We start from the raw sequence: 12560 nt of genomic DNA, 5'->3' as shown, positions 1-12560 counted from the left end.
CTACGTAGGAGAGACTGTCCGCATGACGCCCACGACTCAGGCCACGGTCGGCATCGGTGGTGCCGCGGAGAGCACCGACATGGTGCTCAACATCGGTCCGCAGCACCCCTCCACCCACGGCGTGCTGCGCCTGCGTCTCGTGCTCGACGGCGAGCGCATCCAGCACGCGGAGCCGGTCATCGGCTACATGCACCGCGGTGCCGAGAAGCTGTTCGAGGCGCGCGACTACCGGCAGATCGTGATGCTCGCCAACCGCCACGACTGGCTGTCCGCGTTCTCCAACGAGCTGGGCGTCGTGCTCGCCGTCGAGCGGATGCTGGGCATGGAGGTCCCCGAGCGGGCCGTCTGGTTGCGGACCCTGCTCGCCGAGCTGAACCGGGTCCTGAACCATCTGATGTTCCTGGGTTCGTACCCGCTCGAACTGGGCGGCATCACCCCGGTCTTCCACGCGTTCCGCGAGCGCGAGGAGCTGCAGAACGTCATGGAGGAGGTCTCCGGCGGCCGTATGCACTACATGTTCAACCGGGTCGGCGGCCTCAAGGAGGACCTGCCGCTCGGCTGGACGACACGCGCGCGTGCGGCGGTCGCCGCCGTGCGCTCCCGGATGGACGTGTACGACCGTCTCGTCCTCGGCAACGAGATCTTCCGGGGCCGCACGCGCGGCGTCGGCGTCCTGACCGCCGAGGCCGCCCACGCCTACGGGGTCAGCGGCCCGATCGCCCGCGCCTCGGGCGTCGACTTCGACCTGCGCCGCGACGAGCCGTACCTCGCCTACGGGGAGCTCCAGGACACGCTCAAGGTCGTCACGCGGCAGGAGGGCGACTGCCTGGCCCGCTTCGAGTGCCTCCTCGAACAGGCCCACAACGCGCTCGACCTCGCCGACGCCTGCCTCGACCGCCTCGCCGACCTGCCGCCGGGCCCGGTCAACCAGCGCCTCCCCAAGGTCCTCAAGGCGCCCGAGGGCCACACGTACGCGTGGACGGAGAACCCGCTCGGCATCAACGGCTACTACCTCGTCAGCAAGGGCGAGAAGACGCCGTACCGGCTCAAGCTGCGCTCCGCCTCGTACAACAACATCCAGGCGCTGGCCGAGCTGCTGCCCGGGACGCTGGTCGCCGACATGGTGGCGATCCTCGGGTCACTGTTCTTCGTCGTCGGCGACATCGACAAGTAGGCCCGCCGCCGCTTCCGGGACGCCCACGGGTTCGAGGAGCCAGCCGAAGTCGCCGAGCCCGCCGCGCGCCGTCAGCTCCGCGGCCTCTCCCGCCCGCGTGAGGGCCCGTACGTACGCCGCCGGGTCCTGGGACGCCAGGGCCAGCGGCGGGCGCCCTGAGGCGACGCCCAGGGCCCGCAGGGCGGCCCGCTGCGACACGACCCGCGCCCCCGGCGTCACCGCGCACGCGTCGAGCGCCACGTGGGCCGTGATGTCGCAGGAGCCGTCCGGCACGGGGACGGTCTCCCGCCCGTCCCGGAAACCCGTGAGGGTGCCGAACGGCGGGTGCGCCCCGCGCGCGTGGGCATAGTCCACGGCGACCGCCAGACCGCGCTCCACAGTGGCGACGGCCGCCGCCCATGCCTCGTCCCGCGTCCGGCCGACCTCGGCGCGCAGGCCCGGCTCGGCCGACAGCGGCCACCAGGCGTCCAGCCACCGCCGCGCGTCGTCGCCGAGGGGTGCGGTGTCAAGGCGCTCCGTGCCGTCCTCCCGTACGAGCACGAGCCGGGGCGTGCCGTCCTCGTCCGTCTCGACGACGTCCAAGGGCACATTGTCGAGCCACTCGTTCGCGAAGAGGAGGCCGGTGATCCCGGCGGGTGGCTCGGCGCGCCACTCGATCCCGGGGTCGAGGCCGGCGGGCCGGTCGGCCTTCTCCACCGCGCAGGCACGCACGCGTGCCGCCACTTTCGCCGGGAGTGCGGCGAGGACGCCGGAGACGAGTTCGCCGCGCCCGGCCGCCATGTCGACGAAGGCCAGCCCGTCCGGTTCGCCGAGCGCCGCGTCGACCCGGCACAGCAGCTCGGCCACCGCACCCGCGAACAACGGCGAGGCGTGGACCGACGTACGGAAGTGCCCGGCGGGCCCTTCAGGCCTGCGGTAGAAGCCGTGCGGGCCGTACAGCGCCTCGTCCATGGCGGCGCGCCAGCCCCGTCCCGCGCCCTCAGTTGCGTTGCTCACGCCCGAAGGCTATGCGCAGGGGGCGCACGCGCCTCCACCTTGCGGAGTACGCGCGCCGGGCCCGGATCGGCCCTCCGGTTGACCCCGGCACCCCGCGGGCCTGCCTACTCTGGGTTACGTGCAGCGCCTCTACGACTTCCTCCGCAGACACCCGACCTGGGTCGACGGCTTCTGGGCCGTGATCCTGCTCGGGATCTCGGTGGCCAGCGGCACCGCCGCGAACGGTTCGTCGCCGCGTGGCGACGAGACGGTGGTGATCGGCTGTGCCGTCGTGCTCTCCCTGGTCGTGGCGTTGCGCCGGCGCATGCCCGAGAAGATGCTCGTGCTCGCGATCGTCGCGGGCCTGGCCCAGTTGATCCTCGACGCGCCGCCGGGCCCGGCCGACTTCGCCATGCTGGTGATCATCTACACGGTCGCCGTGAGCGGTGCCCGCTGGGCCTCCCGGCTCGCCCTGATCGGCGGCCTGTGCGCGGCGCCGCTCGCGGAGCTGCGCTGGCCCTCGATGTCCTCCAGCGGCGCCGGGCACATCGCGGTCACCGTCTTCCAGACGGTGCCCTTCGCGCTCGCCTGGGTCCTCGGCGACTCACTGCGCACCCGCCGCGCCTACCTGGCCCAGCTGGAGGAGCGCGCGGCCCGCCTGGAGAAGGAGCGCGAGGCCCAGTCGAAGGTCGCGGTCGCCGCCGAACGGGCGCGGATCGCGCGTGAGTTGCACGACGTCGTCGCGCACAACGTGTCGGTGATGGTGGTCCAGGCCGACGGCGCCGCCTACGTCCTCGACCAGGCGCCCGAACAGGCCAAGAAGGCCCTGGAGACCATCTCCGGCACGGGCCGCCAGGCGCTCGCCGAGATGCGCAGGCTGCTGGGCGTGCTGCGCACCGGCGAGCACGAGGAGGGCGGCGAGTACGTGCCGCAGCCCGACGTCGAGCAGATCGAGGACCTCGTCGAGCAGGTGCGCACCGCGGGCCTGCCCGTCGACTTCAAGGTGGAGGGCACCCCGCGCCCGCTGCCCAGCGGCGTCGAGCTGACCGCCTACCGCATCGTGCAGGAGGCGCTCACCAACACCCGCAAGCACGGTGGCCCGAACGCGGGCGCGAGCGTCCGCCTCGTCTACTTCGACGACGGCCTCGGCCTGCTCGTCGAGGACGACGGCAAGGGCGCCCCGCACGAGCTGTACGAGGACGGCGGGGCGGACGGCCGGGGCCACGGCCTCATCGGCATGCGGGAGCGCATCGGTATGGTCGGCGGCACGCTGGACGCGGGACCGCGCCCCGGCGGTGGCTTCCGCATCAGCGCCCTGCTGCCTCTGAAGTCCGCTCATTGACACGTACCAGCAACCCGACCCGCACAAGTCGCCACGAGATGTGAGGACCCGCCCGATGTCGATCAAGGTCATGCTCGTCGACGACCAGGTGCTGCTGCGCACCGGCTTCCGGATGGTGCTCGCCGCGCAGCCCGACATGGAGGTCGTCGCCGAGGCGGGTGACGGCGTCGAGGCGCTGGAGGTGCTGCGCGCGACAGCGGTGGACGTGGTCCTGATGGACGTACGCATGCCGAAGCTGGACGGCGTGGAGACGACGCGGCGGATCTGCGCGGACCCCAACCCGCCGAAGGTGCTGATCCTGACCACGTTCGACCTCGACGAGTACGCGTTCTCCGGCCTCAAGGCGGGCGCCTCCGGGTTCATGCTCAAGGACGTGCCGCCCGGGGAGCTGCTCACCGCGATCCGCTCGGTGCACAGCGGTGACGCGGTCGTCGCCCCGTCGACGACACGGCGGCTGCTCGACCGGTTCGCGCCGATGCTGCCCAGCGGCACCAAGGAGCCGCAACAGGCCGAGCTGCAGCGGCTCACCGAGCGCGAGCGCGAGGTCATGGTCCTCGTCGCCCAAGGTCTGTCGAACGGCGAGATCGCGGCGCACCTGGTGCTCTCCGAGGCCACGGTGAAGACGCACGTCGGCCGCATCCTCACCAAGCTGGGCCTGCGCGACCGCGTCCAGGTCGTCGTCCTCGCGTATGAGACGGGGCTGGTTCGCGCGGGCGGGCGCTGAACCCTGGGGCTCAGCGCAGGACGCCCTCGATGAAGTCGCCGCCCAGGCGCGAGACCACGCTGAGGTCCAACTGGTGCTGCACGTACCGGCCCTGACGGCGCGTCGTGATCAGGCCCGCCTTCTTCAGGACCGACAGGTGCCGGGATATCTCCGGTGCCGACATGCCGTGCGCGTCGGCCAGCTCGCTCGTCGTGTACGAGCCGCGCGCGAGGTGGCGGCACAGGCGCATCCGCACCGGGTGCGCCAGGGCGGACATGCGCAGCGTCAACTGCTCCACGGAGGGCGGCGCCGTGAGCCCCGGTGACGAGACCGGATAGGTGATCACCGGCTGCCAGCCCGCGCGGTGCAGCACCCACAGGTGCGGCCAGCCCAGGCTGGTCGGGACGAGGACGAGATCGCCGTCCCCGGTCGCCGCGACCCCTTCGCTGATCTTGTCCACGACGAGGGTGCGGCCCGCCTGGTCGAGCGAGACCGCGGACGAGGTGGCCTTCAGGGCGTCCCCGAGACCCTTGCGGCGGATCAGCTCCGTCTTGTGCCGGGCGTCGGCCGCCAGCTGGTGCTGCACCCGCGCCCACACGTCCGCGAAGAACGCCTCCTCGCAGTCGCGCAGCAGCTCGCGGAACCAGGTCCGGACCGCGGGAGGGTCGTCGAGGAGGCGCTGGGTGAAGCGGACCTGGTGGGCGCCGCGCGCCGCGGCGAGGTCGAGGGCGCGCTCACGCGTGCGCGGGTCGTCGAGCCGGCTGACGGGCCGGATCGCGTAACTGGACTGGCAGGTGAACTCCAGGGCCGCGTCCACGAACTGTTCGTCGGACAGCTTGTCCAGCAGGTCCAGCTCCTCGGCGAGCGTGGCTCCGGGGCGGGTGCGCCGCCCGGCGATCCCCGCCGACGGCGTGAACACGTCCGAGAACGTCGTCCGCCACAGGAAGTCCGCCTCGCACAACCGGTCGGCGAGGCACGGGTCCAGGCGCGTGGCCACGCTCGTCGTCCACCCCTGGAGCCCCGGGTGGTGCGCGGGCTCGGACAGCGCGTGCAGCGCCATGCCCAGCTCGGCCAGGGGCGAGGGCACGACGCCGATGCGCTCGGGCGTCAGGCCCGTGATGTCGATCCGCACGCTCATGGCCCCATGGTGCCCGCCGCCACTGACAAACGGGACGTCGATTGACGCCTCCCGTCAATCGACGTGACCGCGCCCCCGGACCCGGCGCAACCTCGTGCCATCGACCCCGAAGCACGACAGGGCGGGGTCAGGGGAGGCCACCTCACCAACCCACCGAACACCCACCCACCGACCGAGCGAGGTGCCAGCCATGAACGTCAGCCAGCAGTACGCACTCGACGTCTTCCGAGCCGCCCAGCGCGGCGAACCCGCGGGGCCCGCCCCCGGCCTGCACGACACGGCCGTCCTGCGCGAGGTGCGCGACTACCGCCGCTTCGAGGCGGTCCTCGCCGGGCGCCCGGCCCACGGCCGGGTCCGCGCGGCGCTGGCCCGCCGTTTCGCGGGCAGCCGCAGGCGGCCCGCCGCCGGGTGCTGAACCGGGGCTACGCGCGCCCCGGCAGCCGCCGCACGAAGTCCGCGACGGCCGCGCGGACGTCATCGGCGCTCCATTTGAGCCCCGGTTCCGCCACTGTCACCTCGCACACGGACATGCCCGGCACCTTGTCCGCCGGCCACCAGCGGCCGAAGAGGGACACCTTCGTCTCCTCCGCCTGCGCCACACCGGCCTCCGTCAGCGCCTCGGCGTCATAGGGCAGCCAGACCCGGAACTCGTGCGTGTGCGGGGTCTCCGGGTGGATCCCCGCCCAGGCGACGCCCGCCCCGGCGAAGCCCTCCCGCAGCGCCCGCGCGACCACGCGCGCGTGCCGCACGTACGACGGCAGCTTCGGCAGCTCCCGCTCCAGGCCCGCGAGCGCCGCGATCACCTGCGGGAACTGCCGGAAGACCTGCCCGCCGTAGCGGTGCCGCCAGGCCCGCGCCTCGTCGATGAACGACCGCGGGCCCGCAAGGGCCGCGCCGCTGATCCCGCCGAGCGTCTTGTAGAACGACACGTAGACGCTGTCCGCGAGCGCCGCGATCTCGTCCAGCGGGCGCCCGAAGTGCTCCGTGCACTCCCACAGGCGCGCCCCGTCGAAGTGCACGACGGCGTCACGCACGCGTGCCGCCTCGCACACGTCCACGAGCTCCTGCCAGGTGGGCAGCACGAAACCGGCGTCCCTGAGCGGCAGTTCCAGCATCAGCGCCCCGAACGGCTCGTCCAGCTCCTCCACCTCCTCGGCGGTGGGCTGACGCGGCTCGCGCGTGGGGTGCACCGTGCGCAGGTCCGTCAGCGCAGAGAAGGCGTCGCGCTCGTGGACCTCCGGGTGGGCCAGCGGGTGCAGCGCCACGGTGGCGTTCCCGGTCCGCCCGGCCCAGCAGCGCAGCGCGACCTGCTGCGCCATCGTGCCGCTGGGGAAGAACGCGGCCGCCTCCTTGCCGAGCAGCCTTGCGACCTTCTCCTCCAGGACGGCGACGATCCCGTCGCCGTAGAAGTCGAGATCGCCCGCGAGATCGGCCACCGAAGACGCGTCCTCGGTCAGCCGCGCGAGTCGCTCGCCCAGCGTCGCCTCCTTCGCCCGCCGCGCGAGCCTGCGCTCCGCGCCCCGCCAGGCCGCGAGACGTCGCGCGGCCTGCTTGTCCTCGTCGGTCCCGTGGTCGTCGCCACTGCTGTCGGTCATGCACGGATGATCTCGTACGCGCGTGCGCTTGCCCACAGCCTGTGGACAGCCGAGGCCCGCCCGCCCAGATAGCGTTAACATGACGAGAAATCGTCCGGTACCCCGAGCGGACTGGAACGGAAGGCCATCGTCCCGTGTCACTTCCCCCGCCGAACGCCCCCTCCGAGCCCACCGATCCCCGGGACCGGCCGGCCCGCCTCACCGTGGGCGTCGTCGGCGCGGGCCGCGTGGGCCCCGCGCTCGCCGCGTCGCTCCAGCTGGCCGGGCACCGCCCCGTAGCCGTCTCCGGAGTCTCCGACGCCTCCCGGCGGCGCGCCGCGGCCCTGCTGCCCGACGTGCCCCTGGTCGAGCCCGCCGAGGTCCTGGCCCGCGCCGACCTGGTGCTCCTGACCGTCCCCGACGACGCCCTGCCGGGACTGGTCGAGGGGTTCGTCGAGACGGGCTCGATCCGCCCCGGACAGCTCCTCGTGCACACCTCGGGCCGGTACGGGGCCAAGGTCCTCGACCCCGCCACGCGCGCGGGCGCGCTGCCGCTCGCCCTGCACCCCGCGATGACGTTCACCGGCACCGCCGTCGACGTCCAGCGCCTGGCCGGCTGCTCGTTCGGCGTGACCGCGCCCGAGGAGCTGCGCCTGGCCGCCGAGGCCCTGGTCATCGAGATGGGCGGCGAGCCCGAGTGGATCGCCGAGGAGAAGCGCCCGCTCTACCACGCGGCCCTCGCGCTCGGCGCGAACCACCTGGTCACCCTGGTCGCCGAGGCCATGGACCTGCTCCGGGACGCGGGCGTCGGCGCCCCCGACCGGATGCTCGGCCCGCTGCTCGGCGCGGCCCTCGACAACTCGCTGAGGTCCGGCGACGCGGCGCTCACGGGCCCGGTCGCGCGCGGCGACGCGGGCACGGTCGCCGCACACGTCGCCGAGTTGCGCAAGCACGCCCCGCAGACCGTCGCCGGATATCTCGCGATGGCCCGCGCCACCGCCGACCGCGCCCTCGCGCACGGCCTGCTGAAGCCGGAGCTCGCCGAGGACCTGCTCGGCGTCCTCGCGACCGGAGCGGAGGACCCCCGATGACCACGGCCCTGCTGCACAAGGGCGAGGAACTGCGCGCACGCACGCGCGCCGGGCAGCGCGTCGTCGTCATGACGATGGGCGCCCTGCACGAGGGCCACGCCACCTTGATCCGCACCGCGCGCGAGCGCGCGGGCGCCGACGGCGAAGTGGTCGTCACCGTCTTCGTCAACCCGCTCCAGTTCGGCGCGGGCGAGGACCTCGACCGCTACCCGCGCACCCTGGACGCCGACCTCAAGATCGCCGAGCAGGCGGGCGCCGACACCGTGTTCGCGCCCTCCGCCGACGAGGTCTACCCCGGCGGCGAGCCGCAGGTGCGCATCACCGCAGGACCGATGGGCGAGCGCTACGAGGGCGCCTCACGCCCCGGCCACTTCGACGGCATGCTCACCGTCGTCGCCAAGCTGCTGCACCTCACGCGCGCGGATGTCGCCCTGTTCGGCCAGAAGGACGCCCAGCAGCTCGCCCTGATCCGCCGCATGGTGCGCGACCTGAACTTCGACGTGGAGATCGTCGCCGTGCCCACGGTCCGAGAGGCCGACGGCCTGGCGCTCTCCTCCCGCAACCGCTACCTCTCCCCGGAGGAGCGGCGCAGCGCCCTCGCCCTGTCCCGCGCCCTGTTCGCGGGCCGCGACCGGCACGCCGCGCAAGAGGCGCTCCGCGCGCGTGGCGCCGAGAACCCCTCCACGCTCGCGCGCGCCCAGGCGCTCGGCGCGCTCGGCGAGGCCCGCGCCGCCGCCGACGCCCACGCCGTCGCCGCCCCGGGCGGCCCGGCGGGCGTCCTCGCCGCCGCCCGTCTGGTCCTGGACGAGGCGGCCCGCCTCAAGCCGCCGGTCGAGCTGGACTACGTGGCCCTCATCGACCCGGCCGACTTCAGCGACGTACGTGACGGCTTCGAGGGCGACGCCGTCCTCGCCGTCGCCGCGCGCGTGGGGACGACCCGGCTGATCGACAATCTGCCCCTCACGTTCGGAGCCCGCCCATGAGCGCCTCTGCCGGTACCGGCATACGACTGCACGCCCCCGCCCCGGGCTGGTCCATCGAGGCCGACGTCGTGGTCGTCGGCTCGGGCGTCGCGGGCCTGACCGCCGCGCTGCGCTGCGAGGCCGCGGGCCTGACCACCGTCGTCGTCACCAAGGCGCGGCTCGACGACGGCTCGACGCGCTGGGCGCAGGGCGGCATCGCCGCCGCGCTCGGCGAGGGCGACACGCCCGAGCAGCACCTCGACGACACTCTCGTCGCGGGCGCGGGCCTGTGCGACGAGGAGGCGGTCCGCACCCTCGTCACCGAGGGCCCCGACGCCGTACGCCGCCTCATCGAGACCGGCGCCCGCTTCGACGAGACCCCCGACGGCGCCCTGGACCTGACCCGCGAGGGCGGCCACCACCGCCGCCGCATCGCGCACGCGGGCGGCGACGCGTCCGGCGCGGAGATCTCCCGCGCCCTCGTCGAGGCCGTACGCGCGCGTGCCCTGCACACCATCGAGAACGCGCTCGTCCTGGACCTCCTCACCGATGCCGACGGCCGCACCGCCGGTGTCACCCTGCACGTCATGGGCGAGGGCCAGCACGACGGCGTCGGCGCCGTCCTCGCGCCCGCCGTCGTCCTCGCGACCGGCGGCATGGGCCAGGTCTTCTCCGCGACGACCAACCCGCACGTCTCCACCGGCGACGGCGTCGCCCTCGCCCTGCGCGCGGGCGCCGAGGTCAGCGACCTGGAGTTCGTCCAGTTTCACCCCACCGTGCTCTTCCTCGGCGCCGACGCCGAGGGCCAGCAGCCGCTCGTCTCCGAGGCCGTACGGGGAGAGGGCGCGCACCTCGTGGACGCGGACGGCGTGCGCTTCATGGTGGGCCAGCACGAACTCGCCGAACTGGCCCCGCGCGACATCGTCGCCAAGGGCATCACACGCCGCATGCAGGAGCGCGGCACCGAGCACATGTACCTCGACGGACGGCACTTCGGCGCCGAGATGTGGGAGCACCGCTTCCCGACGATCCTGGCCGCCTGCCGCGCCCACGGCATCGACCCCGTCACCGAGCCCATCCCGATCGCCCCGGCCGCGCACTACGCCTCCGGCGGCGTCCGCACCGACCTCCACGGCCGCACCACCGTGCCCGGCCTGTACGCGTGCGGCGAGGTCGCCTGCACGGGCGTGCACGGCGCGAACCGCCTCGCCTCCAACTCCCTCCTGGAGGGCCTGGTCTACGCCGAGCGCATCGCGGACGACATCAAGCGACAGCACGACGGACAGCGGCTCCACGCGCGCGTGCCCGCGCCCGTCCCGCAGCCGCCGACCCCGACCCACCCCCTCCTGCCGTCCGAGGCCCGCTTCGCGATCCAGCGGGTCATGACCGAGGGCGCGGGCGTGCTCCGCTCCGCCGACTCCCTCGCCGAGGCCGCCGCCCGCCTCGGCCGCATCCACGCCGAGGCCGTCAACTCGCTCGCCGAGGACGGCAAGACGGCCGAGCCCGGCGTCGACACCTGGGAGGCCACCAACCTCCTGTGCGTCGCCCGCGTCCTGGTCGCCGCCGCCCGCCGCCGCGAGGAGACCCGCGGCTGCCACTGGCGCGAGGACTTCGCCGACCGCGACGACACCCACTGGCGCCGCCACATCGTCGTGGGCCTGAACAGCGACCGCACCCTGGCCACGCACACCACACCGACCGCGAACTTCCCGGCAACGACCCCTCAGGAGCAGTGACCGACGTGAGCGCCACCCCCGACCTCCCCCTGGCAGCCGCCGACAGCGGCGGCTGCGGCGACCACTGCGGCTGCGCGCAGGGCGCCTCCGACGACGCCACGGACGCCATGGAGTGCGGCCTCGACCCGTCGCTCGCCCAGCTCCTGCTCGACGCGGGCCTGCACCCCGTCGAGGTCGAGGACATCGCCCACATGGCGATCGCCGAGGACCTCGACGGCGGCGTCGACGTCACCACCGTCGCGACGATCCCCGAGGAGGCCGTCGCCACCGCCGACTTCACCGCCCGCGAGGACGGCGTCGTGGCCGGCCTGCGCGTCGCCGAGGCGATCATCTCCGTAGTGGCCACCGACGAGTTCGAGGTCGAGCGGCACGCCGAGGACGGCGACCGGGTGAGCGCGGGCCAGAAGCTCCTGTCCGTCACCACCCGCACCCGCGACCTGCTCACCGCCGAGCGCAGCGCCCTCAACCTCCTGTGCCGCCTCTCCGGCATCGCCACGGCCACGCGCGCGTGGGCGGACGCCCTGGAGGGCACCAAGGCCAAGGTCCGCGACACCCGCAAGACCACGCCCGGACTGCGCTCCCTGGAGAAGTACGCGGTCCGCACGGGCGGCGGCGTCAACCACCGCATGTCCCTGTCCGACGCGGCGCTCGTCAAGGACAACCACGTGGTCGCCGCGGGCGGCGTCGCCCAGGCGTTCCAGGCCGTACGGGACCGCTTCCCCGGCCTGCCGATCGAGGTCGAGGTCGACACACTGCACCAGCTCCGCGAGGTCCTGGACGCCGGCGCCGACCTCATCCTCCTGGACAACTTCACGCCCCTCGAGACCGAGGAGGCCGTGGCGATCACCGACGGCCGCGCGCTCCTTGAGTCCTCCGGCCGCCTGACCCTGGAGAACGCGGAGACATACGCCAAGACCGGCGTCGACTTCCTCGCCGTCGGCGCCCTCACCCACTCCTCGCCGATCCTGGACATCGGCCTCGACCTCCGAGAGGCCGATGCCTGATGCTGCTCACCATCGACGTGGGCAACACCCACACCGTCCTCGGCCTCTTCGACGGCGAGGAGATCATCGAGCACTGGCGCATCTCCACCGACGCGCGCCGCACCGCCGACGAGCTCGCCGTCCTGCTCCAGGGCCTCATGGGCATGCACCCGCTGCTCGGCGACGAACTCGGCGACGGCATCGACGGCATCGCCATCTGCTCGACCGTCCCCTCGGTCCTGCACGAGCTGCGCGAGGTCACCCGCCGCTACTACGGCGACGTGCCCGCCGTCCTGGTCGAGCCCGGCATCAAGACCGGCGTCCCGATCCTCATGGACAACCCCAAGGAGGTCGGCGCCGACCGCATCATCAACGCGGTCGCCGCCGTCGAGCTCTACGGCGGCCCGGCGATCGTCGTGGACTTCGGTACGGCGACGACGTTCGACGCGGTCTCCGCGCGCGGAGAGTACGCCGGCGGCGTCATCGCCCCCGGCATCGAGATCTCCGTGGAGGCGCTCGGCGTGCGCGGCGCGCAGCTCCGCAAGATCGAGCTGGCCAGGCCGCGCAGCGTCATCGGCAAGAACACCGTCGAGGCCATGCAGTCGGGCATCGTCTACGGCTTCGCGGGCCAGGTCGACGGCGTCGTGCACCGCATGGCGAAGGAGCTGGCGGCCGACCCGGACGACGTCACGGTCATCGCCACCGGTGGCCTCGCGCCCATGGTGCTCGGCGAGGCATCGGTCATCGACGAGCACGAACCGTGGCTCACCCTGATCGGCCTGCGCCTGGTCTACGAGCGCAATGTCTCCCGGCTCTAGCGCTCGCCCCCTCGCACGGGCTCCGCTTTACGCCGCCTCCGTGAACAGCCACGCCGTGAATTGC

Annotated in this window: 12 protein-coding genes; 9 read left to right on the top strand and 3 right to left on the bottom strand. The window is 73.6% G+C overall.

What is annotated here, in order from left to right:
* Nucleotides 1-22 precede the first annotated feature (22 nt).
* The gene (locus ABZ877_RS12240) at nt 23-1174 is read left to right on the top strand and encodes an NADH-quinone oxidoreductase subunit D (protein WP_361068518.1); all 1152 of its coding nucleotides are present in this window, start codon (nt 23-25) and stop codon (nt 1172-1174) included.
* On the opposite strand, the gene ABZ877_RS12235 is transcribed toward ABZ877_RS12240, so the two are convergent.
* Nucleotides 1139-2125 carry an SAM-dependent methyltransferase gene (locus ABZ877_RS12235; RefSeq protein WP_361068923.1) on the bottom strand — a complete coding sequence of 329 codons (987 nt, stop codon included), beginning with the start codon at nt 2123-2125 and terminating at the stop codon, nt 1139-1141. The genes ABZ877_RS12240 and ABZ877_RS12235 overlap by 36 nt on opposite strands.
* A gap of 163 nt (nt 2126-2288) precedes the next feature.
* Between ABZ877_RS12235 and ABZ877_RS12230 the strand changes: the two genes are divergently transcribed.
* Together ABZ877_RS12230 and ABZ877_RS12225 are read left to right on the top strand one after the other, a co-directional pair.
* Nucleotides 2289-3491 (top strand): sensor histidine kinase, encoded by a 1203-nt coding sequence (locus ABZ877_RS12230; RefSeq protein WP_361068515.1) that lies wholly within the window; start codon nt 2289-2291, stop codon nt 3489-3491.
* A 55-nt stretch (nt 3492-3546) separates the two neighbouring features.
* Nucleotides 3547-4215 carry a response regulator transcription factor gene (locus ABZ877_RS12225; RefSeq protein WP_361068512.1) on the top strand — a complete coding sequence of 223 codons (669 nt, stop codon included), beginning with the start codon at nt 3547-3549 and terminating at the stop codon, nt 4213-4215.
* 10 nt (nt 4216-4225) lie between these two features.
* Here the strand turns inward: ABZ877_RS12225 and ABZ877_RS12220 are convergent, their stop codons facing one another.
* Nucleotides 4226-5332, bottom strand: coding sequence for a DUF5937 family protein (locus ABZ877_RS12220; protein ID WP_361068510.1), 1107 nt, complete (start codon nt 5330-5332; stop codon nt 4226-4228).
* 190 nt (nt 5333-5522) lie between these two features.
* Between ABZ877_RS12220 and ABZ877_RS12215 the strand changes: the two genes are divergently transcribed.
* Complete coding sequence (locus tag ABZ877_RS12215) at nt 5523-5747, top strand: hypothetical protein (protein ID WP_361068507.1); 225 nt, start codon at nt 5523-5525, stop codon at nt 5745-5747.
* Nucleotides 5748-5754: 7 nt separating this feature from the next.
* Here the strand turns inward: ABZ877_RS12215 and ABZ877_RS12210 are convergent, their stop codons facing one another.
* A complete protein-coding gene (locus ABZ877_RS12210) occupies nt 5755-6927 on the bottom strand; it encodes a beta-eliminating lyase-related protein (RefSeq protein ID WP_361068504.1) in 1173 nt (390 codons plus the stop codon).
* 134 nt (nt 6928-7061) lie between these two features.
* Between ABZ877_RS12210 and ABZ877_RS12205 the strand changes: the two genes are divergently transcribed.
* Genes ABZ877_RS12205 through ABZ877_RS12185 form a run of 5 tightly spaced genes read left to right on the top strand, consistent with a single transcriptional unit; the run spans nt 7062 to nt 12496 of the window.
* A complete protein-coding gene (locus ABZ877_RS12205; protein WP_361068501.1) occupies nt 7062-7997 on the top strand; it encodes a DUF2520 domain-containing protein in 936 nt (311 codons plus the stop codon).
* On the top strand, nt 7994-8980 hold the full coding sequence (panC, locus tag ABZ877_RS12200; protein ID WP_361068498.1) for a pantoate--beta-alanine ligase: 987 nt from the start codon (nt 7994-7996) through the stop codon (nt 8978-8980). Before ABZ877_RS12205 ends, panC begins: the two co-directional genes overlap by 4 nt.
* Nucleotides 8977-10695 carry an L-aspartate oxidase gene (locus ABZ877_RS12195; RefSeq protein WP_361068495.1) on the top strand — a complete coding sequence of 573 codons (1719 nt, stop codon included), beginning with the start codon at nt 8977-8979 and terminating at the stop codon, nt 10693-10695. The genes panC and ABZ877_RS12195 overlap by 4 nt, the downstream gene beginning before the upstream one ends.
* A complete protein-coding gene (gene nadC / locus ABZ877_RS12190; RefSeq protein ID WP_361068492.1) occupies nt 10692-11699 on the top strand; it encodes a carboxylating nicotinate-nucleotide diphosphorylase in 1008 nt (335 codons plus the stop codon). The genes ABZ877_RS12195 and nadC overlap by 4 nt, the downstream gene beginning before the upstream one ends.
* Nucleotides 11699-12496, top strand: coding sequence for a type III pantothenate kinase (locus tag ABZ877_RS12185; protein ID WP_361068489.1), 798 nt, complete (start codon nt 11699-11701; stop codon nt 12494-12496). The genes nadC and ABZ877_RS12185 overlap by 1 nt, the downstream gene beginning before the upstream one ends.
* Nucleotides 12497-12560 lie beyond the last annotated feature (64 nt).

This window comes from Streptomyces sp. NPDC046939, from assembly GCF_040644575.1.
Classification (GTDB): domain Bacteria; phylum Actinomycetota; class Actinomycetes; order Streptomycetales; family Streptomycetaceae; genus Streptomyces.
This window is presented reverse-complemented; position numbering and strand designations above follow the sequence as displayed.

Coding starts and splice junctions, on each gene's coding strand:
- ABZ877_RS12240 (WP_361068518.1), top strand. CDS start 23: ATGACGCCCACGACTCAGGCCACGGTCGGCATCGGTGGTGCCGCGGAG.
- ABZ877_RS12235 (WP_361068923.1), bottom strand. CDS start 2,125: ATGGACGAGGCGCTGTACGGCCCGCACGGCTTCTACCGCAGGCCTGAA.
- ABZ877_RS12225 (WP_361068512.1), top strand. CDS start 3,547: ATGTCGATCAAGGTCATGCTCGTCGACGACCAGGTGCTGCTGCGCACC.
- ABZ877_RS12220 (WP_361068510.1), bottom strand. CDS start 5,332: ATGAGCGTGCGGATCGACATCACGGGCCTGACGCCCGAGCGCATCGGC.
- ABZ877_RS12215 (WP_361068507.1), top strand. CDS start 5,523: ATGAACGTCAGCCAGCAGTACGCACTCGACGTCTTCCGAGCCGCCCAG.
- ABZ877_RS12210 (WP_361068504.1), bottom strand. CDS start 6,927: ATGACCGACAGCAGTGGCGACGACCACGGGACCGACGAGGACAAGCAG.
- panC (WP_361068498.1), top strand. CDS start 7,994: ATGACCACGGCCCTGCTGCACAAGGGCGAGGAACTGCGCGCACGCACG.
- ABZ877_RS12195 (WP_361068495.1), top strand. CDS start 8,977: ATGAGCGCCTCTGCCGGTACCGGCATACGACTGCACGCCCCCGCCCCG.
- ABZ877_RS12185 (WP_361068489.1), top strand. CDS start 11,699: ATGCTGCTCACCATCGACGTGGGCAACACCCACACCGTCCTCGGCCTC.